This window comes from Streptomyces sp. iso_384, assembly GCF_056172905.1.
This window is the reverse complement of sequence record NZ_JBWBTT010000001.1, coordinates 4735300-4760080: the sequence shown is the minus strand read 5'-3', so window position 1 is coordinate 4760080 and position 24781 is coordinate 4735300. Positions and strand designations below refer to the sequence as shown.

21 protein-coding genes and 1 pseudogene are annotated in these 24781 nt (G+C 72.1%); 12 read left to right on the top strand and 10 right to left on the bottom strand.

What is annotated here, in order from left to right; genetic code table 11:
* Window positions 1-106 precede the first annotated feature (106 nt).
* Entirely contained in the window at window positions 107-2278 is a 2172-nt protein-coding gene (locus AC0VY3_RS21340) for a 3-hydroxyacyl-CoA dehydrogenase NAD-binding domain-containing protein (protein ID WP_103508230.1), read from the top strand.
* A gap of 36 nt (window positions 2279-2314) precedes the next feature.
* Here the strand turns inward: AC0VY3_RS21340 and AC0VY3_RS21335 are convergent, their stop codons facing one another.
* Window positions 2315-3046, bottom strand: coding sequence for a MerR family transcriptional regulator (locus AC0VY3_RS21335; protein ID WP_103508231.1), 732 nt, complete (start codon window positions 3044-3046; stop codon window positions 2315-2317).
* Window positions 3047-3193: 147 nt separating this feature from the next.
* Between AC0VY3_RS21335 and AC0VY3_RS21330 the strand changes: the two genes are divergently transcribed.
* Window positions 3194-3670: a macro domain-containing protein gene (locus tag AC0VY3_RS21330; RefSeq protein ID WP_475550306.1), complete on the top strand. Its 477-nt coding sequence runs from the start codon at window positions 3194-3196 to the stop codon at window positions 3668-3670.
* Window positions 3671-3786: 116 nt separating this feature from the next.
* Window positions 3787-4692 carry an oxygenase MpaB family protein gene (locus AC0VY3_RS21325; RefSeq protein ID WP_103508233.1) on the top strand — a complete coding sequence of 302 codons (906 nt, stop codon included), beginning with the start codon at window positions 3787-3789 and terminating at the stop codon, window positions 4690-4692.
* Between the two features lie 79 nt (window positions 4693-4771).
* On the opposite strand, the gene AC0VY3_RS21320 is transcribed toward AC0VY3_RS21325, so the two are convergent.
* Entirely contained in the window at window positions 4772-4987 is a 216-nt protein-coding gene (locus AC0VY3_RS21320; protein ID WP_475550305.1) for a hypothetical protein, read from the bottom strand.
* Window positions 4968-5117, bottom strand: a pseudogene (locus tag AC0VY3_RS21315) (M1 family peptidase); the annotation flags it as partial. The pseudogene AC0VY3_RS21315 and the gene AC0VY3_RS21320, both read right to left, overlap by 20 nt.
* Window positions 5118-5388: 271 nt before the next feature.
* Here AC0VY3_RS21315 and AC0VY3_RS21310 point away from each other — a divergent pair.
* Together AC0VY3_RS21310 and AC0VY3_RS21305 are read left to right on the top strand one after the other, a co-directional pair.
* Complete coding sequence (locus tag AC0VY3_RS21310) at window positions 5389-6774, top strand: M14 family metallopeptidase (RefSeq protein WP_475550304.1); 1386 nt, start codon at window positions 5389-5391, stop codon at window positions 6772-6774.
* A 73-nt stretch (window positions 6775-6847) separates the two neighbouring features.
* Window positions 6848-8620, top strand: coding sequence for a BCCT family transporter (locus tag AC0VY3_RS21305; RefSeq protein WP_103508236.1), 1773 nt, complete (start codon window positions 6848-6850; stop codon window positions 8618-8620).
* 214 nt (window positions 8621-8834) lie between these two features.
* Here the strand turns inward: AC0VY3_RS21305 and AC0VY3_RS21300 are convergent, their stop codons facing one another.
* The gene (locus tag AC0VY3_RS21300; protein ID WP_475550303.1) at window positions 8835-9767 is read right to left on the bottom strand and encodes an FAD-dependent oxidoreductase; all 933 of its coding nucleotides are present in this window, start codon (window positions 9765-9767) and stop codon (window positions 8835-8837) included.
* Window positions 9768-10022: 255 nt separating this feature from the next.
* Between AC0VY3_RS21300 and AC0VY3_RS21295 the strand changes: the two genes are divergently transcribed.
* From AC0VY3_RS21295 to AC0VY3_RS21285, 3 genes are all read left to right on the top strand, one after another.
* Window positions 10023-11237 (top strand): glycoside hydrolase family 64 protein, encoded by a 1215-nt coding sequence (locus tag AC0VY3_RS21295; protein WP_103508238.1) that lies wholly within the window; start codon window positions 10023-10025, stop codon window positions 11235-11237.
* A gap of 175 nt (window positions 11238-11412) precedes the next feature.
* Window positions 11413-12147 (top strand): carbonic anhydrase, encoded by a 735-nt coding sequence (locus AC0VY3_RS21290; protein ID WP_475550302.1) that lies wholly within the window; start codon window positions 11413-11415, stop codon window positions 12145-12147.
* Between the two features lie 213 nt (window positions 12148-12360).
* Window positions 12361-13998: an ABC-F family ATP-binding cassette domain-containing protein gene (locus AC0VY3_RS21285; protein WP_103508118.1), complete on the top strand. Its 1638-nt coding sequence runs from the start codon at window positions 12361-12363 to the stop codon at window positions 13996-13998.
* 106 nt (window positions 13999-14104) lie between these two features.
* Here AC0VY3_RS21285 and AC0VY3_RS21280 read toward each other — a convergent pair whose 3' ends face one another.
* Window positions 14105-16549: a Tex family protein gene (locus AC0VY3_RS21280; protein ID WP_475550301.1), complete on the bottom strand. Its 2445-nt coding sequence runs from the start codon at window positions 16547-16549 to the stop codon at window positions 14105-14107.
* Between the two features lie 201 nt (window positions 16550-16750).
* On the bottom strand, window positions 16751-17620 hold the full coding sequence (locus AC0VY3_RS21275) for an SCO6745 family protein (RefSeq protein WP_103508724.1): 870 nt from the start codon (window positions 17618-17620) through the stop codon (window positions 16751-16753).
* 135 nt (window positions 17621-17755) lie between these two features.
* Between AC0VY3_RS21275 and AC0VY3_RS21270 the strand changes: the two genes are divergently transcribed.
* Together AC0VY3_RS21270 and AC0VY3_RS21265 are read left to right on the top strand one after the other, a co-directional pair.
* A complete protein-coding gene (locus AC0VY3_RS21270) occupies window positions 17756-18718 on the top strand; it encodes a GlxA family transcriptional regulator (protein WP_103508723.1) in 963 nt (320 codons plus the stop codon).
* Window positions 18719-18788: 70 nt separating this feature from the next.
* Entirely contained in the window at window positions 18789-19424 is a 636-nt protein-coding gene (locus AC0VY3_RS21265; protein WP_103508722.1) for a DJ-1/PfpI family protein, read from the top strand.
* On the opposite strand, the gene AC0VY3_RS21260 is transcribed toward AC0VY3_RS21265, so the two are convergent.
* Window positions 19414-20190 carry an enoyl-CoA hydratase/isomerase family protein gene (locus tag AC0VY3_RS21260; protein WP_475550300.1) on the bottom strand — a complete coding sequence of 259 codons (777 nt, stop codon included), beginning with the start codon at window positions 20188-20190 and terminating at the stop codon, window positions 19414-19416. The two genes, AC0VY3_RS21265 and AC0VY3_RS21260, sit on opposite strands and share 11 nt — an antisense overlap.
* 80 nt (window positions 20191-20270) lie before the next feature.
* On the opposite strand from AC0VY3_RS21260, the gene AC0VY3_RS21255 reads away from it, so the two are divergent.
* Window positions 20271-20894 carry an HdeD family acid-resistance protein gene (locus AC0VY3_RS21255; protein ID WP_030076392.1) on the top strand — a complete coding sequence of 208 codons (624 nt, stop codon included), beginning with the start codon at window positions 20271-20273 and terminating at the stop codon, window positions 20892-20894.
* Window positions 20895-21040: 146 nt separating this feature from the next.
* Window positions 21041-21496: an ATP-binding protein gene (locus AC0VY3_RS21250; RefSeq protein WP_030076393.1), complete on the top strand. Its 456-nt coding sequence runs from the start codon at window positions 21041-21043 to the stop codon at window positions 21494-21496.
* 27 nt (window positions 21497-21523) lie between these two features.
* On the opposite strand, the gene idi is transcribed toward AC0VY3_RS21250, so the two are convergent.
* The 3 genes from idi to AC0VY3_RS21235 form a co-directional block, all read right to left on the bottom strand.
* Window positions 21524-22117: an isopentenyl-diphosphate Delta-isomerase gene (idi, locus tag AC0VY3_RS21245; protein WP_030076395.1), complete on the bottom strand. Its 594-nt coding sequence runs from the start codon at window positions 22115-22117 to the stop codon at window positions 21524-21526.
* Window positions 22118-22264: 147 nt separating this feature from the next.
* The gene (locus AC0VY3_RS21240) at window positions 22265-23533 is read right to left on the bottom strand and encodes a GNAT family N-acetyltransferase (RefSeq protein WP_475550299.1); all 1269 of its coding nucleotides are present in this window, start codon (window positions 23531-23533) and stop codon (window positions 22265-22267) included.
* Window positions 23534-23758: 225 nt separating this feature from the next.
* The gene (locus AC0VY3_RS21235) at window positions 23759-24700 is read right to left on the bottom strand and encodes a cation diffusion facilitator family transporter (RefSeq protein ID WP_103508719.1); all 942 of its coding nucleotides are present in this window, start codon (window positions 24698-24700) and stop codon (window positions 23759-23761) included.
* Between the last annotated feature and the right edge of the window lie 81 nt (window positions 24701-24781).

The following is a 24781-nucleotide window of genomic DNA, read 5'->3' as shown; positions in this document are numbered from 1 at the left end:
TTCCAGGGCCTGCCGTCAAGCCGCCGGCGTCGCCCGGAGCGCGGCAGGCGGCAGTTCGACGACAGGCCCTGGCCCGGCCCCATCTGCTTACGGAGAAGACACCGACATGACCGAGAGCACGACCATCCGCTGGGAACAGGACGAGACCGGCGTCGTCACCCTCGTCCTCGACGACCCCAACCAGTCGGCCAACACGATGAACCAGGCCTTCAAGGACTCCATCGCGGCCATCGCCGACCGCGCCGAGGCCGAGAGGGAATCCATCCGCGGCATCATCTACACCTCCGCCAAGAAGACCTTCTTCGCCGGCGGCGACCTCAAGGACATGATCAAGGTCGGCCCGGAGAACGCCCAGGCCGCCTTCGACACCGGCACCGAGATCAAGAACTCGCTGCGCCGCATCGAGACCCTCGGCAAGCCCGTCGTCGCCGCCATCAACGGTGCGGCCCTCGGCGGCGGTTACGAGATCGCGCTCGCCTCCCACCACCGCGTCGCCCTCGACGCCCCCGGCTCCCGCATCGGCCTGCCCGAGGTCACCCTCGGCCTGCTCCCGGCCGGTGGCGGCGTCACCCGGACCGTACGCCTCATGGGCATCGCCGACGCCCTGCTCAAGGTGCTCCTCCAGGGCACCCAGTACACCCCGCGGCGGGCCCTGGAGAACGGCCTCGTCCACGAAGTCGCCGCCACCCGCGAGGAGATGATCGAGAAGGCCCGCGCCTTCATCGACGCGAACCCCGAGTCGCAGCAGCCCTGGGACGTCAAGGGCTACAAGATCCCCGGCGGCACCCCGTCCAACCCGCGCTTCGCCGCCAACCTGCCCGCGTTTCCGGCCAACTTGAAGAAGCAGCTCGCGGGCGCGCCCATGCCCGCGCCGCGCAACATCCTGGCGGCGGCCGTCGAGGGCTCCCAGGTCGACTTCGAGACCGCCCTGACCATCGAGGCCCGGTACTTCACCGAGCTGGTCACCGGCCAGATCTCCAAGAACATGATCCAGGCGTTCTTCTTCGACCTCCAGGCCGTCAACTCCGGTGCCAACCGCCCCAAGGACATTCCCGAGCGCCCCGTCCGCAAGGTCGCCGTCCTCGGCGCCGGAATGATGGGCGCGGGCATCGCCTACTCCTGCGCCAAGGCCGGGATCGACGTCGTCCTCAAGGACGTCTCCACCGAGGCCGCCGCCAAGGGCAAGGCGTACAGCGAGAAGCTGCTCGCCAAGGCCCTCTCCCGGGGCCGTACGACGGAGGCCAAGCGTGACGAACTGCTGGCCCGGATCACCCCCACCGGCGACGCGGCGGACCTCGCGGGCTGCGACGCGGTGATCGAGGCCGTCTTCGAGGACACCGCCCTCAAGCACAAGGTGTTCCAGGAGATCCAGGACGTCATCGAGCCGGACGCGCTGCTCTGCTCCAACACCTCCACCCTCCCCATCACCGTCCTCGCCGAGGGCGTCTCGCGCCCCGTCGACTTCATCGGGCTGCACTTCTTCTCGCCCGTCGACAAGATGCCGCTCGTCGAGATCATCAAGGGCGAGCGCACCGGCGACGAGGCGCTGGCCCGCGCCTTCGACCTGGTCCGCCGGATCAAGAAGACGCCGATCGTCGTCAACGACTCGCGCGGCTTCTTCACCTCGCGCGTCATCGGCCAGTTCATCAACGAGGGCGTGGCGATGGTCGGCGAGGGCGTCGAGCCCGCCTCGATCGAACAGGCCGCCGCCCAGTCCGGCTACCCGGCCAAGGTGCTCTCCCTGATGGACGAGCTGACCCTGACCCTGCCCCGCAAGATCCGCAACGAGACCAGGCGCGCGGTGGAGGAGGCCGGCGGCACCTGGCCCGGCCACCCCTCCGACGAGGTCATCGACCGCATGGTCGACGAGTTCGGCCGCCCGGGACGCAGCGGGGGAGCGGGCTTCTACGACTACGACGAGGACGGCAAGCGGGCAGGCCTCTGGCCCGGCCTGCGCGAGCACTTCACCAAGCCGGACGCCGACGTGCCCTTCGAGGACATGAAGGAGCGGATGCTCTTCTCCGAGGCACTGGACAGCGTCCGCTGCCTGGAGGAGAACGTCCTCGTCTCCGTCGCCGACGCCAACATCGGCTCCATCATGGGCATCGGCTTCCCGCCGTGGACCGGCGGCGTCCTCCAGTACATCAACGGGTACGAGGGCGGCCTGCCCGGCTTCGTGGCCCGCGCCCGGGAACTCGCCGAGCGCTACGGTGACCGTTTCCTGCCGCCCGCGCTGCTGGTGGAGAAGGCGGAGAAGGGCGAGACCTTCCACGACTGAACCCTCGACAGGGCCTGCCGCGGGCCGCGTTCACCGTCACTCGGCGGTGAAGGCGGCCCGCAGCTCCTCCTTCAGCGACCGCTGAAACGCCGTCACCAGCGCCTGCACCACGATCGGTTGCATATCGGCGGACAGCGACTTCATCGCCGCCACATGCTCCGGGTCGCCCTCGCGCTCCCGGTAGGGGTTCCACACCTCGTCCCGGAACAGCCGGGTCATCTCCTGGGCGGCCGAGCGGGTGTGCTCCAGCAGCACGGTCCGTGCCGCCAGGATCGTCTCGTGCGCGATCGGCACGTCCAGCAGCTCCACCCCGAGCCGCAGCAGACCCAGATCCACCCGGTAGGCCCCGCCGGCCTCCTGCGGCCGCACCAGCACCCCCATCGCCGCCAGCCGCTCCACATCCGGCTCCGACAGCGCCCGCCCGGCCCGCCGCTCCAGCTCGGCCCGGGAGAAGTCCTCGGTCCGGTCCGGCGCCCAGGACGCCACCAGCGCCCGGTGGATGGCCAGATCATGAGCGCTCAGGTCGGGCGGCAGCTGCTCCAGATACCGTTCGATCGCGGCCAGTGTCATGCCCTGCTGCTGGAGCTCCTCGATCAGCGCGAGCCGCGAGAGATGGTCCGGCCCGTAGTGCCCGACCCGGCGGGGCCCGATGACCGGCGGCGGCAACAGGCCCCGGGTGCTGTAGAACCGCACGGTGCGTACGGTGACTCCGGCGCGCGCCGCCAGCTCGTCCACCGTGAGCGTCGGCTCGTCGGTCCCCGTCGCCATCTCTGCTCCCCGCAGTCGAACCTCGTATCGGACAGTTCCGCTGTCTCACCACTACTGCGAAAGTCTCCGGCACCGGCGCTCCGCCGTCCACCCCGGTCCCGTGGTCGGTCCCGGCCCGTTGTCAGTGGCGGCCCGTACGGTGAGGCCATGTCGGAGATCACCTACGTACGGGGGGACGCCACCGCGCCGCAGGGCAAGGGCGTCAAGCTGATCGTCCACGTCTGCAACGACCTGGGCGGCTGGGGCAAGGGCTTCGTGCTGGCCCTCTCGCGCCGCTGGCCGGAGCCCGAGGCCGCCTACCGGCGCTGGCACCGCGAGCGCGCGGACAACGACTTCACTCTCGGCGCGGCACTGTTCGTGCAGGTCGGGCCCTATCTCTGGGTGGCCAACATGATCGGCCAGCGGGGCATGCGCACCGGCAGCAAGGGGGTGCCCGTGCGGTATGAGGCGATCGACGCGGCGCTCGGCGCGGTGGCCGCCAGGGCGGGCGAGCTCGGGGCCTCGGTCCATATGCCGCGGATCGGCTGCGGGCTCGCGGGCGGCAAGTGGTCCAGGATCGAGCCGCTGATCGAGCGGCGTCTGATAGCCGCCGGCCTGCCGGTGACGGTGTACGACCACGACTGACCGGCTCACCTACCGCCCAGGACCCCGCCACCGCGGCCCTCCCGCACCCGAGGGATCATGGGGAGGAAGGGGACGGGCAGCGCACGGCAGGCCCGCCGGGACCGCGGGAGCACCGGATGAGCAGCGCGACCGACGCCAGGACCGCCGAGCCGCCGCAGTCCGGCGGGGCGAAGGACCCCGAGCCGCCTGCGCCCGGCGGGGTGCTCTGGAGCATGTCCGGGGACGTCCGCTCCCTGCTGATGCTGCCCGCCGCCCTCACGCTCCAGGTCGCCCACCCGGCGGTCGGCGCCGGGGTCGACGAACACTCCGTCTTCCGCACGGATCCCTGGGGGCGCGGTGAACGCTCGCTGCGCTCGCTCCAGCTCTGGGTCTACGGCGGCGCGGAGGCCGCCGAGGAGGGCCGCAGACTGCGCCGGCTGCACCGCACGATCCGGGGCACCGACACCCGGGGGCGTCCGTACCACGCCCTGACGCCCGCCAACTACGCCTGGGTGCACTCCACCGGCTTCCCCGTCTACCGGCACGCCGCCCGCTATCTGATCCGGCCCATGACCCCCGCCCAGGAGCGCGCGCTGTACGCGGAGTGGCTCCAGGTCGGCCGGATCCTCGGCATCCACGACCGGGACATGCCGCAGACCATCGAGGAGTTCTGGCCGTACTGGGAGAAGATGCTCGCCGGCGAGATCGAGGCGACCACCGTGGTGCGGGAACTGGTCGACGTCGACCAGCCCGTACCGCCGCCGGACCGGGGCCCGTGGTTGCTGCGGATGGTCCTGCGGGCCCTGTGGCCGGTGCTGCTGCCGTCGCTGGCCCGCTTCCGGCGGTTCGTCACCATCGGGTTCATGCCGCCCGACGCCCGCGCTGCCATCGGTCTGCCGTGGACCGACGACCAGGAGAAGCGGCTGCGGCGGATGTGCGCGGTCCTGCGGGTCGTCGTCCCCGCCCTTCCGGAACGGCTGCGCTATCTGCCCCGGGCCCGGGCGGCCCGCGCCGCCCGGCGTACGGCCCTCTCCGACGGCTGAGCCCCCGGAACGGCCGAAGAGCCGTCGGAGCAGCTGGACTTCGCCGCTCCGACGGCCCCGGTGTCCGTGCGTACGGCCGTCAGCGGTGCTCGTGACCGCCCTCGGACCGGTGCGCGGAAGCCGCGTGGTCGCCGTGGTCGAGCACGGTGTTCGTCGCCGCGATCTTCTTCCAGGACGCGGGCCGCTCGACCCGCCCCGCCGAACGTGCCGACAGCGCCGCCTCGGCGAGACCCGCGTCCGGGTCTCCAGGGCGAAACCGCTCGTCACGTTGGGCCGTGGGAGACGTCGTCGCCACCGTTTCCGCCGGCCGGGCAATAGAGGTCGCCGATACCCGGGGCGCCCACGGCGCCCGGTGCGGCCGCTGCCGGGATCGCCAGCAGAAGGGTGGCCGCCGGCGCGCCGGGGACGATGAATCTGCGGTGCACGACAAGCTCCGATGAGCCGGGACGGATGATCTTCCGACCGGTCGTCACGAGGCTGTGCACCCGCCGGAGCGGGACGGCCCATTCCGGGCACTCCTGTCACACGATCGCCATTGCGTCGTCACGGGCGGCAGCACCCCGTGGCAGTGATCGCCCCCTGTTGCACAGGAGTTGACCGGTGTAACGTCCGCACATCGCCGTGGGGCCGACGGACGTCACGGTGTCCCCCCCCCACATGCCCGTGCCCGTCCAACATGCCGGGAGGCAGCCGCCGATGACCCATCGCGTCGCTCGTGCGCTCCGCATGCTCAGCCCGCACCCGTGGCTCGCGCCGGTCACCGGACCCGCCCGGCCGGAGTCCGAGCCGCCGAGCCGGGGTGCCAGGGCGATGCGCCGGACGGCCGTGGCGGCGACGCTCGCCGCGCTGGCCCTGCCGTTCGCCATCGCGCCCGCCGAGGCCGCGCACCGCCCGCCGCGCACCGGGTTCGAGACGAGCGACGGGGCGCGCTGGACCGGCGAGGCGGAGGAGCGGTCCTTCCTCGCCGCGGTGGACCGGGAGAGCGACCGGGTCTCCGTGGACCGGATCGGCACGACGGAACAGGGCCGCCCGCTCCGCCTCGTACGCGTCGGCCAGGAGCGTTCCGGCGCCACCACGGTCCTGCTGATCTGCAGCCAGCACGGCGACGAGCCTGCCGGGCGCGAGGCCTGTCTGACCACGGTCCGTGACCTGGCGTTCGCCGAGGACCGGGCGACCCGCGCCTTCCTGGCCCGTACGAGCTTGCTGGTGCTGCCCACGGCCAACCCCGACGGGCGCGCCGCCGACACCCGCGGCAACGCGGACGGCGTCGACATCAACCGCGACCACATCGCCCTGGAGACCGCCGAGGCACGGGCGATCGCCGCCGTCGTACGCGACGAACGACCTCATGTGATCTACGACTTGCACGAGTACGGCGCCACTCCGCCGTACTACGACAAGGACCTGTTCGCCCTGTGGCCGCGCAACCTCAACGTCGACGACCGGGTCCACGATGCCTCGCGCACCCTCTCCGAGCGCTATGTCCGCCCCGCCGCGACGGCGGGCGGCTACAGCAGCGGCCACTACGGTATCTGGACCGATCCGGCCACCGGGGAGCCGATCAAGCAGGTCGCGGGCGACGGCCAGGAACGCATCCTGCGCAACACCTCCGGCCTCAAGCACGCGGTCGGCCTGCTCATCGAATCCCGGGTCGACGCGCTGAGCGAGGCGGAGAAGGACGATCCGGCGCTCAACCACCGGCGCAGGGTCCACTCCCAGCGGACCGCGCTCGGCGGCCTCTTCGCCTTCACCGAGGAGCAGCGCGCCCGGCTCCGGACCGCCACCGCCCTCTCGCGCCTGACCGGCCTGGCCGACCGGGGCCCCGTGTATCTCGGCGGCGCCGACAACGACCCGGCCGAACCCGCCGAGGTCCTCGACGACCCGCCGTGCGGCTACCGGCTGGACACGGCCCAGTACGCGGAGGTGAAGGACGAGCTGGCCCTGCACGGCGTCAGGGCCCGGCCGGACGAAGCTGGCGCGTTTGTGCCCCTGCGTCAGTCGGCCCGAAGTCTGATTCCGTTGCTTCTCGATCAACGGGCGACATATCACCTCACAAACGGGCAAGCCAGAACTGCTTGTTGATCCTTCGAGATCCGGGGCAGGTGTGGTACTGCCTACGGAGAGCGTTTTTCAGACTCGGTGAAAGGTGCCATTTGTGTCCCAGGACGACCAGACAACGGGCGGGCGGGAGGGGCTGTCGGTCACGGCGGACCTTCCCCCCGATCCGGTCAGTACCAGGACTCCGACCACCGACCGGGTGGTGTTCGGCGTCACGGCGGCCTTCACCCTCGCCTTCGTCGTCTGGGGTGCGACCGCCACCGACTCCCTGGAGAGCGTGTCCGGCAAGCTGCTCAACGGACTGATCCACAACGGTGGCTGGGCCTTCATACTGGCCGCGTCGGCCTTCGTCATCTTCGCCCTGTGGCTGGCCATCAGCAGGTACGGCAAGATCTGCCTCGGCCAGGAGGGTGAGGAGCCGGAGTTCCGGACCATCTCCTGGATCGCGATGATGTTCAGCGCCGGTATGGGCATCGGGCTGATGTTCTGGGGCGTGAGCGAGCCCCTCGCCCACTTCCGGAACCCGCCGCCCGGTACCGACCCCGCCGACGCGGCCGAGGCCATGCAGACCGCGATGGCGACCACGCTCTTCCACTGGACGCTGCACCCCTGGGCCATCTACGCGGTGGTCGGACTCGCCATCGCCTACAGCGCCTACCGGATGCGCAGGCGGCAGACGATCAGCGCCGTCTTCGAGCCGCTGATCGGCAAGCGCCACGCGTACGGCGGCGTCGGCCGCGTCATCGACATCCTGGCCATCTTCGCCACCCTGTTCGGCTCGGCGGCCTCCCTGGGCCTCGGCGCGCTCCAGATCGGCAGCGGCATCCAGGAACTGGACTGGATGGAGAAGGCCGGAACCGGACTACTCGTCACCATCATCGCGGTGCTGACCGTCGCCTTCGTCGCCTCCGCGGTCTCCGGGGTCGAGAAGGGCATCCAGTGGCTGTCCAACATCAACATGGTGCTGGCCCTGCTGCTCATCGTGTTCGTCTTCATCGCCGGTCCGACGATCTTCGTGCTCGACCTGGTGCCCACGTCCCTCGGTGCGTACATCACCGACCTGGGGCAGCTCGCCGGACGCACCGAGGCGACCGGCGGCGGTGACGTGGCCGACTGGCTCGGCAGCTGGACGGTCTTCTACTGGGCCTGGTGGATCTCCTGGACGCCCTTCGTCGGCATGTTCATCGCCAGGATCAGCCGCGGCCGGACGATCCGTCAGTTCGTGGGCGGCGTCATCCTGGTGCCCAGCACCGTCAGCCTGATCTGGTTCGCTGTCTTCGGCGGCACGGCCATGAAGCTGGACGAGGCCGGGAAGCTCACCGGTGCCGACACCCCGGAGGCGCAGCTGTTCGGCGTCCTCCAGGAGTTCCCGATCGCCACCGTGACGAGCCTCCTGGTGATGATCCTGGTCGGCATCTTCTTCGTCTCCGGCGCGGACGCCGCCTCGATCGTCATGGGCACCCTCTCGCAGAAGGGCGTCCTCGAACCGAGCAAGTACGTCGTCATCTTCTGGGGCGTCGTGACCGGGGCCGTGGCCGCGATCATGCTGCTCATCGGCGACGGAAAGGAGAACGCGCTCGAAGGGCTCCAGAACCTCACCATTCTGGTCGCCGCCCCGTTCACCATCGTGATGATCGGTATGTGCGTGGCCCTGATGCGGGACCTGCGCAGGGACCCGCAGATCGTCCGCCAGGAGTTCGGTGTGGAGGCGGTCGAGTCCGCGGTGATCGAGGGGCACGCCAAGTACGACGGCGACTTCGAGATCCGGATCGGCCCCGGGACGACTCCGGTCACGGACGAGCGCCACAAGCACGAGTCCGGCGGATCGGGTTCGACGGCCACCTCCATCGAGAAGCGGCCCTCCGACTGACCGGGGGACCGCACAGCCGTACCGCTGCACCATCGCGGAGCAGCACAACCGCACAACGGCTCCGGAGCCCGCGACCACCGACCCGGTCGCGGGCTCCGGCCCTGTGCTCAGGCCGCTCCGGGCGGCAGGGGCGGGCGCCCGGCCGTGGACGGGCGGGCCTCAAGGGCGGGGCGCCCGGCGGTGCGGAGGCGGGTCCGCCGGATTCCGGTCGCGGTCAGCCCACCAGCGCCGCCGCCGCCCGCGCGCACCCCCAGGCCACGGTGACGCCCGCGCCGCCGTGCCCGTAGTTGTGCACCAGCAGTCCGCCGCCCGGCAGCGCCTCCGCCTCGATCCGCACCCCGGCCTCCCGCGCCGGCCGGAGCCCCACCCGGTGCCCGAGCACCCGGGCATCGGCGATCTCCGGCCGGATCCGGGCGCACCGCGCCACGATCTCCCGGGCCGTCTCCGGGGCGGGCTCGGTGCGCGGATCGTCCGCCTCGGCCGTACCGCCCAGCACCAGCCGGCCCGGCTGCGGGAAGAAGTACGTCGTCGCGGCCGACGCCGGATCCGCCTCGGTGTACCACTCCTCGATCCCCGGGTTCTCCACCGCGACCAGCTGCCCCCGCACCGGCCGCACCCCCGCGTCGGGCACCAGCTCGCGCGCCCCGAGCCCCGTGCAGTTCACCACCACCGGGCTGAGTTCCGCCGCCTCGCCGAACCCCGTCACCGTCCGCCGCTCCACCGCACCGCCCGCCGCCCCGAGCCTCTGCTCCAGCCAGGCCAGATGGACCGGCATGTCCAGCAGCGGCAGCGTCACCCGCAGCCCCTCGGGCACCTCCACCGCGTCCCGCAGCCCCGTCGCCCAGTCGCCCAGCGCCGCGAACCGCTCACCGGCGTGCAGCCCCGCCACCCGCCGTACCCCGGTCTCCTCCGGCGCGCCCGACAGCTCCTCGTAGACCGCCAGCGTCTCCAGCGACCAGTCGCCCACCCGCCCGGCCGGCTCGATCCGGTACGGCCACCACAGGGCCCCCGCCACCGCCGACGTCGTCGCCCCGGCCGGATCGCGCGACCAGACCCGCACCCGCAGCCCGCGCTCCGCCAGCGTCACGGCGGTGGTGAGACCGACGACCCCGCCGCCCACCACGATCACATCCGCCACCACGGTCACTCCCCTTCTCTCGCCCCCGCCCGTCGCTGCCCGGACGCTAACCGAAAGCGGAATCCCGGGGCCAGCGGAACCGGAACCCTCGGCCAGGGGGCGGGAGGCAGCGGGCCCGGCGGGGCACGGGCCCCCGCGGGTTCGACAAGTTGAGACAGGTTCGTTGACAGAGGTCGCTCACCGCAGGATTCTGAGAGCGCTCTCAGGCTCGCAGGTGATGTGCCCCCGTTCCACCCACGCATCCGCCCGATGAGGAGAACGAGCATGCCCGCTCCACGGAGAAGCCTCGGCTTACGGAGAAGTCTCGGCGCGCTGACCGCGGCCCTTGCCCTCGCCCTGGGTCTGACCACCGGCGTCGGCCAGCCGCCGGCCGAGGCGGCGGTACCCGCCACCATCCCGCTGACCATCACGAACGACTCGGGACGCGCCGACCGGATCTACGTCTACAACCTCGGAACAGAGCTCTCCACCGGCCGTCAGGGCTGGGCGGACGCGAACGGTACGTTCCACCCCTGGCCGGCCGGAGGCAACCCGCCCACCCCGGCCCCGGACGCGTCGATCGCCGGTCCGGGGAACGGTCGGTCGGTGACGATCCGGATGCCGAAGTTCTCCGGCCGCGTCTACTTCTCGTTCGGACAGAAGCTCGTCTTCAAGGTCACCACCGGCGGTCTCGTCCAGCCCGCGGTGCAGAACCCGAGCGACCCGAACAGGAACATCCTGTTCAACTGGACCGAGTACACGCTCAACGACGCGGGTCTGTGGATCAACAGCACCCAGGTCGACATGTTCTCCGCCCCCTATTCCGTCGGCGTCAAGGCGCCGGGCGGGACCGTCAAGAGCACCGGCAAGCTCAAGTCGGGCGGCTACAACGCCGTGTTCGACAACCTCAGGAACCAGTCCGGCGGCTGGTCCGGCCTCATCCAGACCCGGTCCGACGGAACGGTGCTGCGCGCCCTGTCCCCGGGGCACGGCGTCGGGAGCGGCGTCCTCCCGTCCGGGATCATGAACGACTACATCGACCGGGTCTGGAACCGCTACAGCGGCTCCGTGCTGACGGTGACCCCGTTCGCGCACGAGCCGAACACCAAGTACTACGGCCGGGTCTCCGGCAACGTCATGAACTTCACCAACGGCTCCGGCGCCGTCGTGACCTCGTTCCAGAAGCCGGACTCGGACAGCGTCTTCGGCTGCTACAAGCACCTGGACGCGCCGAACGACCAGGTGCGCGGCCCGATCTCCCGCACCCTGTGCGCGGGCTTCAACCGCTCCACCCTGCTGACCGGCGCGAACCACCCCGACAACAACGCGGCGAACTTCTACAAGGACTCCGTGACCAACCACTACTCTCGCCTCATCCACGCGCAGATGGTGGACGGCAAGGCGTACGGCTTCGCCTTCGACGACGTGGGCGCCCACGAGTCGCTCGTCCACGACGGCAACCCGCAGGAGGCGCTGATCACGCTCGACCGCTTCAGCTGACCGCCCCGCTTTCCGGACCGGCGGGCAGCGCTCCGCAGCGTCCCGCCGGTCCGGTGCCCGTCCGTGCACTCCTCTGCTCTGCTCCGTTCTCACTCGTCCAAGAGATGGTCAAGGTCCGGCCAAGGGTTGTCCGGCGTCAACTTCCCGCCTGGGCAGGGGGGGTTAGCGTCCGCGCGTGAGAATCAGCCGAACCCCCCGCACGGCGCCGACCACGCGCCGCACCCTGCTCCGCGCCTCCGCCGCCACCGCGGCGGCGGGCGTGCTCGCCGCGGGCTCCTCGCCCGTGGGTGCCGCCCCGCGCACCCGGTCCGAGGCTGCGGCGAGGCCCGCGACCCCGGCCGCGGCGCTGAAGGCACTCGCCGCCGGGAACCGCCGCTGGCGCACGCTCCACCAACGGCATCCCCACGAGGCCGCCGGGGTGCGCACCACCCTGGTGTCCGGCCAGTCGCCGTTCGCGCTGATACTCGGCTGCATCGACTCCCGCGTCCCACCGGAGCTGGTCTTCGACCAGGGACTCGGCGACCTGATGACCGTCCGCTCGGCCGGCGAGGTGCTGGACGAGGCGGTGCTCGGCAGCATCGCCTACGGCGTCCTCGAATTGGGCATCCCGCTGGTCGTGGTCCTGGGACACCAGTCGTGCGGCGCGGTCGCCGCCGCGGTCCACGCGGAGGAGACCGGGGAGCGCCTGCCCGCGCACATCCAGTACGTGGCCGACCAGATCAGGCCCGCGATCGTGCGCGGACAGCACGGCGACGCCCGGGTGGACGCCACGGTCAGCGCCCAGGTCCGGCTGGTCCGGTCCCGCCTGGCGCGCGAGGCCGATCTCGCGGCGAAGGTGGCCGCCGGGGAGCTGGCGATCGTGGGGGCGCGGTACGAACTGAGCACCCAGCTGGTCCACCGGGTCGGCTGACGCCCGGGCCTCGGGCCGCGGGGCCGGGGCCCTGGTCCCTGCGCCCGCGGGTCTCCTGCGCGCGCGCGGGTCTCCCGCGCCCGCGGGTCCCCTGGCCCTCGGGCCCCGGGGCCCCCGGGCTCGCGGATCGGGGCATCGGCCGGAGAGGGCATCGGGTCGCGGGGGCCGGGCAGGCCGGGGCATCGAGCAGCGGCGACTAGGATCGGCACCCTGATGACTGCCACTCTCGTCGCCAAGGACCTCGCCGCCGGACACGGTGACCGCACGCTCTTCGCCGGGCTCGACCTCGTCGTCGCCCCCGGTGACGTGATCGGTCTCGTCGGAGCCAACGGCGCAGGAAAATCCTCCCTGCTCCGCCTCCTCGCCGGGCTCGACCGCCCGGAGGAGGGCGAGCTGCGCCTCTCTCCGCCCACCGCCACCGTCGGCCACCTCCCGCAGGAGCCCGAGCGCCGCGACGGCGAGACCGTGGCCGCCTTCCTGGCCCGCCGCACCGGTGTCGCCGACGCCCAGCGCATCATGGACGAGGCGACCGAGGCCCTGGTCGCCGGAGCCCCGGGCGCGGACGACGCGTACTCCGACGCCCTGGAGCGCTGGCTCGCCCTCGGCGGCGCGGACCTGGAGGAGCGGGCCGAGCAGGTCGCCGCCGAGCTCGGGCTGACCGTGGGGCTCGACCGGCCCATGACCGCGCTCTCCGGCGGACAGGCGGCCCGCGCCGGACTCGCGTCGCTCCTTCTCTCCCGCTACGACGTCTTCCTGCTCGACGAGCCCACCAACGACCTCGACCTCGACGGTCTGGAGCGTCTGGAGCGCTTCGTGTCCGGCCTGCGCGCGGGCACGGTCGTCATCAGCCACGACCGCGAGTTCCTGATGCGCACGGTCACCAAGGTGCTGGAGCTGGACCTCGCCCAGCAGCAGATCAATCTGTACGGCGGCGGCTACGCGGCCTATCTGGAGGAGCGGGAGACCGCCCGCCGGCACGCCCGCGAGGGCTATGAGGAGTACGCCGACAAGAAGGCGTCCCTCGAAGCGCGCGGCCACATGCAGCGCTCCTGGATGGACAAGGGCGTCAAGAACGCCCGCCGCAAGGCCACCGACGGCGACAAGCTCGGCCGTAACGCCCGCAGCGAGGCCAGCGAGAAGCAGGCCGCGAAGGCCCGGCAGACCCAGCGCATGATCGAGCGTCTCGACGTCGTCGAGGAGCCGCGCAAGGAGTGGGAGCTGCGGATGGAGATCGCCTCCGCCCCGCGCTCCGGATCCGTCGTCGCCACTCTGCGCGAAGCCCGGGTGGCGCGCGGCGACTTCACCTTCGGCCCCGCCTCGCTCCAGGTCGACTGGGCGGACCGGGTCGCCATCACCGGGGCCAACGGCGCGGGCAAGTCCACACTGCTGGCGGCCCTGTTGGAGCGGCTGCCGCTGGACTCCGGCGACGCCACACTCGGTTCGGGCGTCGTCGTCGGCGAAGTGGACCAGGCCCGCAAGCTGTTCCTCGGCGCCCAGTCGCTGCTGGACGCGTTCTGCGCGGCCGTGCCGGACACCGAGCCGGCCGAAGTCCGCACGCTGCTCGCCAAGTTCGGCCTGCGCGCCGACCATGTGATGCGCCCGGCCACCAGCCTCTCCCCGGGTGAGCGCACCCGCGCTGCCCTCGCCCTGCTCCAGGGGCGGGGTGTCAACCTCCTGGTGCTCGACGAGCCGACGAACCACCTCGACCTGCCCGCCATCGAGCAGTTGGAGGCGGCCCTGGAGACGTACACGGGCACCCTGCTGCTGGTCACGCACGACCGGCGGATGCTGGAGGCGGTCCGGACGACCCGCCGCATCGAAGTGGCGGACGGTCAGGTCAAGGAGGTCTGAGCACGGTTACGGGGGTTGGCTGCGGCCCGCATCCAACTCCCGTAACCGTGCGGGGCGGTGAGGGGCGGGCCGCACCCGGCGACCCGCCCCTCACCTCTCGCCTCGTTCAGCGGCCCCGGCCGCCGCCCGGCTTCGGGTCGGCCAGCCCGGCCCGCCGCAGCGCATCGGCCATCGCGCTGTTCGCCGGAGCGGGAGCGCCTTGGCCGCCCTGCCGCGAGCCGCCGCCGCGCCGGTCCCGGCCGCCGCCGCCCTGCCGGCCCTGACCGCCACCGGGCGGCTGGCCCTGCCCCTGGCCCTGGCGCTGCTTCGGGGGCCGGCCGCCCCGCTCGCCGCGGCCCTGCTGCCCGCCGCCGGCACCGCCGCCCGCGCCGGGCTCGTCGTCGAGGCGCAGCGTCAGCGAGATCCGCTTGCGCGGCACATCGACGTCCATGACCTTGACCTTCACGATGTCCCCGGGCTTCACGACGTCCCGCGGGTCCTTCACGAACGTCTTCGACAGCGCCGAGACATGCACCAGACCGTCCTGGTGGACGCCGATGTCGACGAACGCGCCGAACGCGGCCACGTTCGTCACGACGCCCTCCAGCACCATGCCCGGCTCCAGGTCGCCGAGCTTCTCGACGCCCTCCTTGAAGGTCGCCGTGCGGAAAGCGGGCCGCGGGTCGCGCCCCGGCTTCTCCAGCTCCTTGAGGATGTCCGTCACGGTCGGCAGTCCGAACATGTCGTCCACGAAGTCCGCCGCGCGCAGCGCCCGCAGGGCGTCCGCGTTGCCGATCAGCGAGGCCACCTCGCCACCCGCGCTCTTCCCCATCCGCCGCACCACCGGGTAGGCCTCCGGGTGCACGCTGGAGCCGTCCAGCGGGTCGTCGCCGCCCCGGATCCGCAGGAAGCCCGCGCACTGCTCGTACGCCTTCGGGCCGAGCCGCGCCACGTCCTTCAGCGCCTTGCGGGACCGGAAGGGGCCGTTGGTGTCGCGGTGCGCGACGATGTTCTCGGCGAGCCCCGAGCTGATCCCCGAGACCCGTGAAAGCAGCGGTGCGGACGCGGTGTTGACGTCCACGCCGACGCCGTTCACACAGTCCTCGACGACCGCGTCCAGCGAACGGGACAGCTTCACCTCGGACAGGTCGTGCTGGTACTGGCCGACGCCGATCGACTTCGGGTCGATCTTCACCAGCTCCGCCAGCGGGTCCTGGAGCCGCCGCGCGATGGAGACGGCGCCGCGCAACGACACGTCCATGTCGGGCAGTTCCTGCGAGGCGAACGCGGAGGCGGAGTACACCGAGGCGCCCGCCTCCGAGACCATCACCTTGGTGAGCTTCAACTCCGGGTGCTTGTCGATCAGTTCACCGGCGAGCTTGTCCGTCTCCCGGGACGCCGTGCCGTTGCCGATCGCGATCAGGTCGACCGCGTGCTCCTTCGCGAGGTGCGCGAGCTTCGCCAGCGCCTGGTCCCACTTGTTCGCGGGCACATGCGGGTGGATCACATCGGTGGCCACCACCTTGCCGGTCGCATCGACGACCGCCACCTTCACCCCCGTACGGAAACCGGGGTCGAGACCGAGCGTGGCGCGGGTGCCGGCCGGGGCGGCGAGCAGCAGATCGCGCAGGTTCGAGGCGAAGACGCGTACCGCCTCGTCCTCCGCCGCCGTGCGCAGCCGCAGCCGAAGATCGATGCCCAGGTGCACCTGGATCCGGGTCCGCCACGCCCAACGCACGGTGTCGCCCAGCCACTTGTCGCCCGGGCGGCCCCGGTCGGCGATCTCGAAGCGGCGGGCGATCATGCTCTCGTACGAGGAGGGGCCGGGCTGCCCGGCGGCCTCCGGCTCCTCCGGTTCCAGGACCAGATCGAGCACGTTCTCCTTCTCGCCGCGCAGCATCGCGAGCACCCGGTGCGAGGGCAGCGCGGTGAACGGCTCCGCGAAGTCGAAGTAGTCGGCGAACTTCGCGCCCGCCTCCTCCTGGCCCTCGCGCACCTTCGCCGCCAGCCGGCCGCGCGTCCACATGCGCTCGCGCAGCTCGCCGGTCAGGTCGGCGTCCTCGGAGAACCGCTCGGTGAGGATCGAGCGGGCGCCGTCCAGAGCGGCGGCCGCGTCCGCGACGCCCTTGTCGCCGTCCACGAACGCGGCGGCCGCCGCGAGCGGGTCGACCGACGGGTCGCCGAGCAGTCCGTCCGCCAGCGGTTCGAGCCCCGCCTCCCGGGCGATCTGCGCCTTGGTGCGCCGCTTCGGCTTGAACGGCAGATAGATGTCCTCCAGGCGCGCCTTGGTCTCCGCGGCCCGGATGCTCGCCTCCAGCGCCGCGTCGAGCTTGCCCTGTTCCGTCACGGATTCGAGGATCGCGGTGCGCCGCTCCTCCAGCTCCCGCAGATAGCGCAGCCGTTCCTCCAGCGTGCGCAGCTGCGCATCGTCGAGGGATTCGGTCGCCTCCTTGCGGTAGCGCGCGATGAACGGCACGGTCGATCCGCCGTCGAGCAGCTCGACGGCGGCCCTGACCTGTCGCTCACGTACGCCGAGCTCCTCGGCGATCCTGCCTTCGATGGACGTCGTCACGGTTTTCCCGACTCGCCTTCTCGTACTGGCTGTGCTGGCCGTGCTCGTGTGGTGATGAGCACGTTCTTGCTTGCCGGGGGCATCCCCCAGGCCTGCATTGTGCCGGGTGGCCGGGGGGCGTGTCGCGTGGCCTCGGGCGACACGCCCGGGAGCCCCGACGCGGTGCGCGGGGGTCCCGGGCGTGCGGGGGCCCGTCCCGGTTCAGCCCTGGCCGGTCGCCGAGGCCGGGAACGCACCCGCCGCGGCGGCCGTGAACAGGAAGCCGCGCCCCAGCTCGGTGAGCCGCTCCACGCCTTCCGCGCCCAGGTGTTCGTACGGTGCCGAGTCCATGCGGTCCGTCGCCTGCTCGACCTCCGCGCGCAGCGCCGTACCTGCCTCGGTGAGCGCCAAGTCCTCGCCGGCTGCCAGCAGCCCGCGCTCGCGCAGCCGCTCGGACGCCGCCTCCCAGTCGGTGCGGCGCCAGCCCCGGGAGGACAGGATCCAGCGGATCGCCATGCCCTTGCCGGTCGCCGTGTGGCTGACCAGCGACTCCAGCGGGTCGAGACCGGCGGCGAGCAGGGCGGCCAGATGCGCGTCGCCCCGGTGCTCGCGCAGCAGGGTCGCCGCGTGCCAGAACGCCAGGTGCGGCTCCTCGGGCACCGGCAGCTCCGCGTGCGCCGCGTACAGCGGACGGGCGTGCGGGGTGCAGGCCTCGGTGGCGCGCAGCGCGAGCCGGGCCGCCTCCGCCATCTCGGCGGAGGCGATGACCTCCTCGCCGAGCAGCCGCCGCAGCGTCGAGTCCGCCGCCCGCAGCCGGGCCCCGAGGACCACCTCGGGAGAGGCGGCCTCCCAGACGGCGGGCACATGGCGGGCCACCAGCGCGGGGTTGAAGTTGTAGAAGGTGGCGCTGACGGTCCCCGCGCCCACCGCGCCGAGCGCGGCGGCCCGGGTCGCGAAGTAGGCGGCGCCGGGGTCCTCGATACCGATCTTCGCCATCTCCGCACCCAGGTCGGGGGAGAAGAAGAGGCACGAGTGCAGCGGGTTGACGGCGTTGTGGCAGCGGCGCTCCGCGCGGGCCGGGAGAGTACTCATACAGGCACGTTACCGACTGGTCGGTACGGAGGGGAACCCCGGGGGAGGGGTGGCCGTGCCACGGAAGGCCGGTGGCAGGAAAGGTGGGGTATTCGTCATTGCGGCCATCCTCGCCCGTCGCCCAGGATGACGGACGTGAAGCAGCGAACCGTGCTCGTCGTCCTCTTCGACGGTGTCCAGAGCCTTGACGTGAGCGGCCCGATGGAGGTCTTCTCCGGCGCCTCCCGGTCGCCCGGCGTCTCCTACGACCTGCGGACCGCCTCGCTCGACGGCGGCCCGGTCCGGTCCACCAGCGGTCTGACCCTGGTGCCCGACAGCAGCCTGGCCGACGCGCCCGCCCCGCACACGCTGCTGGTGCCCGGCGGGCAGGGCACCCGGGGCTCGCAGCCCGAGCTGACCGGCTGGCTGAGGGAGCACGCGCCACGCGCGGAGCGGCTGGTCTCCGTGTGCACCGGGGCGCTGCTGCTGGCCGAGGCGGGCCTGCTGGACGGGCACCGGGTCACCACCCACTGGAACTACTGCGAGCGGCTCGCCCGTGACTATCCGGCCGTCCGGGTCGATCCGGAGCCGATCTTCGTACGGGACGGAAGGCTGGCCACCTCGGCGGGCGTCACCGCGGGCATCGATCTGGCCCTCGCGCTCGTCGAGGAGGACCACGGGCGCGACCTCGCGCTGACCATCGCCCGCCATCTCGTGGTGTTCCTGCGCCGCCCCGGCAACCAGGCCCAGTTCAGCGCCCAGCTCAGCGCCCAGACCGCACAGCGCGAACCGCTGCGCGAGGTCCAGCACTGGATCGCCCAGCACCCGGACGCCGACCTCGGGGTCGACGCCCTCGCGGCCCGCGCCCGGCTCTCGCCCCGGCACTTCGCCCGCGCGTTCCGGGCGGAGACCGGCACGACCCCGGGGCGGTACGTCGAACGCGTCCGTCTGGAGCACGCCCGCCGGCTCCTGGAGGACACCGGCGACGGGGTCGAGCGGATCGCCCGCGCCAGCGGCTACGGCACCCCGGAGGCCATGCGCCGGGCCTTCGTGAAGACCCTCGAGACGGCGCCGGCCGAATACCGCCGCCGCTTCCGCACGCCCGCAGCCGGCACCTGATACCTGAAACGCACCGTCGGCCGGCCGCCCATCCGGTCCGTCCGACCGACCGAACCGAGAGGCAGTTCCCGTGCAGATCGCCATCCTGCTCTTCGACCGTTTCACCGCCCTGGACGCGGTGGGCCCCTACGAGATCCTCAGCCGTGCCCCCGGCGCCGAGACCGTCTTCGTCGCCGAACGGACCGGACCCGTCCGCAACGACAGCGGGAGCCTCGCGCTCGTCGCGGAGAAGACGCTCGCCGAGGTGCCGTCGCCCGATCTGGTCATCGTGCCCGGCGGCCCCGGCCAGAGCGACCAGATGGAGAACGAAACCCTGCTCGGCTGGCTGCGGGCGGTCGACGCCACCACCACCTGGACCACCTCGGTCTGCACCGGATCGCTGCTGCTGGCGGCGGCCGGACTTCTGAAGGGGCGTCGGGCCACCTCGCACTGGCTGGCGCTGGAGGTGCTGAAGGAGTTCGGCGTCGAGCCCACCGGGGAGCGGGTCGTGCTCGACGGCAAGTACGTCACCGCCGCCGGGGTCTCCTCCGGCATCGACATGGGGCTGACCCTGCTCGGCCGGATCGCCGGCGACGACGTGGCGCGCTCGGTGCAGCTGCTCACGGAGTACGACCCGCAGCCGCCCTACGACTCCGGCTCGCCGCACAAGGCCCCGGCCGCCCTCGTCGAGGAGTGGCGGTCCAGGAGCCGTCACATCACCCGATAGGGCCCGTGGGGCACCGGGTGGTGTAGGTGAACCGGGGCGCGCGGCGCTCCAGGAAGGCGGCGACACCCTCCGCCGTGTCCGTACTGGTCCGCGCCTCACCGGCCCAGTACACGTCCCGGTCCGTCCGGCCCGCGGCGAACTCCTTCGCCGCGGCCTGGGTCAGCTGGGACCGGGACGCCAGGACCCGTACGTACTCCTCGACCCGCTTGTCCAGGCCGCCCACGGGCAGCACCTCGTCGGCCAGGCCGGTGCGCAGCGCCCGTTCGGTGTCGATCAGCTCGCCGGAGAACAGCAGATGCTTGGCCGTGCCCGGGCCGACGAGGGCGACCAGCCGCCGGGTCGAGGACGCCGGATAGACGATGCCGAGCTTCGCCGGGGTGACCCCGAAGGAGGCGCCCTCCTCCGCGAACCGCAGATCGCATGCGGCGGCCAGCTGGCTGCCGCCGCCCACGCAGTAGCCGCGCACCGCGGCCAGCGTCGGCCGGGGGAACGCGGCGAGCGCCTCCTCGGCCGCCACCGCCAGGCCCTGGGCGGTGTCCGGGCTCTCCCGCAGCGTGGAGATGTCGGCCCCGGCGCAGAAGGTGTCCCCGGCTCCGGTCAGCACCAGGACCCGGACCGCCGGGTCGGCCGCCAGCCGCTCCAGCAGCTCCGGCAGGCTCCGCCACATCGCGGCGGTCATCGCGTTGCGCTTGGCGGGGTTCGTGATCACGACGGTGGCGACGCCGCGCTCGACGGACGGGATCAGGCTCGGTTCCGTACGGTCCATGGGCCGGATGCTATCCGGGTGGTTCGAACCTATGATCAAGAAGGGGTCGTGAGCCGGGCACGCACCGTGAGGAGCTGTCGATGAACGAACCCACAGCCGAGGGCAGGAAGCTCAGCCGCAGTTTCGGCTGGCTCGCGCTGCTCGGCGCGCTGCTCGTGATCGCGGGCATCATCGGCCTCGTCTACACCGGCGTCGCCACCCTCACCTCGATGCTGCTCTTCGGCTGGCTGCTGCTCGTCGGCGGTCTCGTCGGACTGCTGCACGCGATCGAGTCGCGCGGCACCAACTACTTCTGGCTGGGTGTGGTCGTCGCGGCCCTCAACATCGCGGCGGGCGTCGTCGTCATCAAGCACCCCGAGGGCACGGCCGAGGCGCTCACCATGTTCGCCGCCCTGCTCTTCCTGACCGGCGGGGTCTTCCGGCTGGTCGGCAGCGTCGTGGTGCGCGGCCCGCAGATGGGGTGGACGCTGCTCCAGGGCGCCTTCGGGCTGCTGCTGGGGCTGCTGGTGCTCTTCGACTGGCCGCACAGCAGCCTGTACGTCCTGGGCTGCTTCTTCTCGCTGGCCCTGCTGTTCGACGGGCTCGGCCTGATCGCCATCGGCATCGGCGGCCGCCGCATCGTCAGCATGGTCTCGGAGCGGCTCGATGAAACTGCCCCGACCTCGGACGAGCCGATCAAGTCACCAGAAGAAGAGCAGAAGTAGTCCCTGGGCTTGCAAAGGCGTGCTCGTCCGGTCGAATAGCGCCGATACCTGGCTACTTCCGATCAGTGGCACGGTCCGGACCAAGCCATTCCCAACACTCTTTACTCGACGGTCAGTGCAGTGCGAGTGAGAGCTGGTGCCGGACGATGGAGAGTCTCGGGAGTGCCCCCGCCGACCCCGTGTCGTACGAGGGGGTGTGGCGCTTCACCGCCCCCGCCGTGGACGCGTCCGTGCCCAGTGCCCGACACGCCGTACGTGATCTGCTCGGACGGCAGGGCGTGCCCATCGAGGACGACATCCTCCAGGGGCTCCTGCTGATCGTCTCGGAGCTGGTGACCAACGCCGTCAAGCACGCGGCGCTCCTCTCGCCCGAGCTGGCCGTCGAGGTGGCCATCGCCGCCGACTGGGTCCGCGTCTCGGTCGAGGACAACCACCCCTACCGCCCCACAGCCCTGGAGACGGACTACGCCCAGACCGGCGGCCGGGGCCTGCTGCTGGTCAAGGTCGTCACAGCGGAGGCGGGCGGCACCTGCGACGTCGAGCACACCGCGAGCGGCGGGAAGATCATCTGGGCGGCGCTGCCGTTGAAGACGCAGCTCTGACCGCCCCGTACGGAGAGGAGCGAGGGCTCACCAGCCGGCGGAGGGCCCCGTCAGCTCACGGATCGCCGGCCGTGCCGCGTCCAGCACAGTCATGAACCATGCCGAGAACGGCGCCCGCGCGTGCCGCTCCGCCAGCTCCGCCGCCGTCACGAAGGCCGTCTCCCCGACCTCCTCGGGGTCCGGCTTCAGGGCCTCCTGCGCCATTCCCACGAACAGGTGGTTGAACTCCTGCTCCACCAGACCCGACGCGGGGTCCGGGTGGTTGTAGCGGACCGTGCCCGCCTCGGCCAGCAGCGAGGGCGAGAGCCCCAGCTCCTCGTACGTGCGCCGGGCGGCGGCCGCGAACGGCGCCTCGCCCGGATAGGGGTGCCCGCAGCAGGTGTTCGACCAGACACCGGGGGAGTGGTACTTGCCGAGTGCCCTGCGCTGGAGCAGCAGCCGCCCCTGCTCGTCGAAGAGGAACACCGAGAACGCGCGGTGCAGCTGCCCGGGGGCCTGGTGGGCCGCCAGCTTCTCCGCGGTGCCGATCGTGGTGCCGTTCTCGTCGACCAGTTCGAGCATGATCGCTTCTGCGGTGCCGTTCGACGAGCTGTGCGTCGCGGTGGCTGGTGTGGTCGGCATACCCATCCTTCGCTTTGGTCCCCGGCCTCGTGCGCCGGGCCCCTGGAGTCCGGTCAAGTCTGCCGTACAAAAGCCGCTTGTCCGCACTTCGGGTCCGGGCATGTCCGTCCCGCCGCGCCCTGCGAGCGCGGCGGGACGGACGGGCCGTCAGACCCCGAAGGCCGCCGGATAGCGGATCATGCCCGCCGGAACCGGGACGGAATCGTCCAGCACCAGGGCCGTCATCGCCTCGTCCGGAACCTCGAAACCTGGCCGGATCCCGTAGCGCGAGGCCGGCACGAAACCGAAGCGCGGGTAGTACTCGGGATGACCGAGCACCAGCACCAGCGCCTCACCGCGCACCCGGGCGGCGTCCAGCACCGCCCGCACCACGGCCTGCCCCGCACCCTGCCGCTGGTGGGCGGGAGAGGTGGCCACCGGGGCCAGCGCGAGCGCCGGGGCGTCGCCGACCCGGCAGCGGGTCAGCAGCGCGTACGCCGCGAGCGACCCGTCCGGTGCCTCGGCGACGTAACCGAGATCCGGCAGCCAGGCCTCGGGGTCGGCCCGCAGCGCGTCCACGAGGTCGGCCTCGTCCCGGGTCGGGAACGCGGCCGCATTGACCGCGTGCACGGCCGTACGGTCCGCCGGTGTCTCCGGCCGGGTGGCCCACCGGGGATCGGCCGGGCGCAGCACATACGCGGCGTAGCCGTACTCCGTGCCGTGCTCCCGCCGTACCGCCAGTTCCTCGCGGGTGGCCGCGAGCGCCCGCTCCATACCGGGAGCACCCGGGTTGGTGTGCGCGACCCGCTCGGCGAGCGGTACGTAGTACTCGTCCCAGTCGCTCTCGGGCTGGACCAGCACGGCGCGGACCGTGCAGCCCGCGGCGACGGCCGCCGCGGTGGTCTCCGGCAGGGTGCGCAGGGAGCCGTTGCGGTCCCAGAAGCCGCGCACCCCGGCGGACGGCGCGTCCGTGGTCCAGACGCACTCGGAGATCATCATCGCGCCGCCCGGGGCCAGCAGCCGCTGCCAGTCGCGGACGGCGGTGTCGAACCCGATGCAGTACGCCGAACCCTCGGCCCAGATCAGGTCGAAGGATCCCTCGGGGAACGCGGGGCCGGTGAGATCGCCCATGTCGGCCCGGACCGTACGGATCCGGTCGCCGAGGCCACGGGCCCCGGCCGCCTCACGCAGCTCGTCCAGGAACGGCTGGTGCAGGTCGACCGCGGTCACCTCGGCGCCCGCCTCGGCGGCGAGCAGCAGAGCGGCACGGCCCGGACCGCAGCCCAGGTCGAGGACGCGCGGACGGTCGGGCAGCGGACCGGCGAGCTCCAGCAGCCGGCGCGTGGTCGCGTCGGAGCCGGGGCTCTGCCGGGGAAGACGGTGATGCAGGGTGAAGAACGCCTCGGTGCGCGAGGCGTCGTCGGTGTGGTCGGTCAACGTGGGAACCCTTGTGTGTGAGGGCTCCGACCCGATCCGGGATGAAGGTGGACCTAGCCGGAAACCCTGGAGATGAGGAAGGACCGATTGCTGCGCCGGGAAGGCGTCGTCGCGACCGTCATCAACCTCAGCTCCTCTCGAAAGGTCCCGGTGACACCGGGTTCCGCTCCACCGCGAGACTAGAACGTCTCAGCGAAACCACCCTAGCACCGGCCCCCGCGTGCCTCAGTGGCAGAGGTGCGCCTCGTGCTCGGCGTGGCCGCTCGGCTCCAGCTGGAAGGTGCAGTGCTCCACGTCGAAATGGTCCCCGAGGCAGCCCTGCAGCTCGTGCAGCACCTTCTCGTGGCCTATCGAGTCCAGCATCTCCTGACGCACCACCACATGGGCGGAGAGCACCGGCATGCCCGAGGTGATCGTCCAGGCGTGCAGGTCGTGGACGTCCAGGACTCCGGGCAGCGCCGTGATGTGGGCCCGTACCTCCGCCATGTCCACGCCCTTGGGCGCCGCCTCCAGCAGCACGTTCAGGGTCTCCCGCAGCAGCTTCACCGTCCGGGGGACGATCATCAGGCCGATCACCAGGGAGGCGATCGGGTCGGCGGGCTGCCAGCCGGTCGCCATGATGATGCCCGCCGAGACGATCACGGCGAGCGAGCCCAGGGTGTCGGCCAGCACCTCCAGATAGGCGCCCCGCACATTGAGGCTCTCCTGCTGTCCGCGCATCAGCAGCGAGAGGGAGACGATGTTGGCCACCAGGCCGACGGCGGCGAACGCGATGGCCAGGCCGCCCTTGGTCTCGGCCGGGGTGACGAACCGCTCGACCGCCTCGAAGACCAGATAGCCGCCGACGCCCAGCAGCAGCACACAGTTGGCGAGCGCCGCCAGGATCTCCGCACGGGCGAAGCCGAAGGTGCGGTTCGGGCCGGCCGGACGGTTGGCGAAGTGGATGGCGAGCAGCGCCATCCCGAGCCCCAGGGCGTCGGTGGCCATGTGGGCGGCGTCCGCGATCAGGGCCAGCGAGTCGGAGAGGACACCGCCGACGATCTCCATCACCATCACGCTCAGCGTGATCGCGAGGGCCACCCGGAGCCTGCCCCGGTACGCGGCGGCCGCCGTGCCGGCCGGAGGCGGCCCGCCGTGCGTATGTCCGTGATCGTGGCCAGCCCCCATGCGAAACGCCTCCAGGTCCCTAGGACGAGCCGGGGCGGAACCGCCCCGACCAGGCCAGTGAACTACGGGTGGGGGGTATGG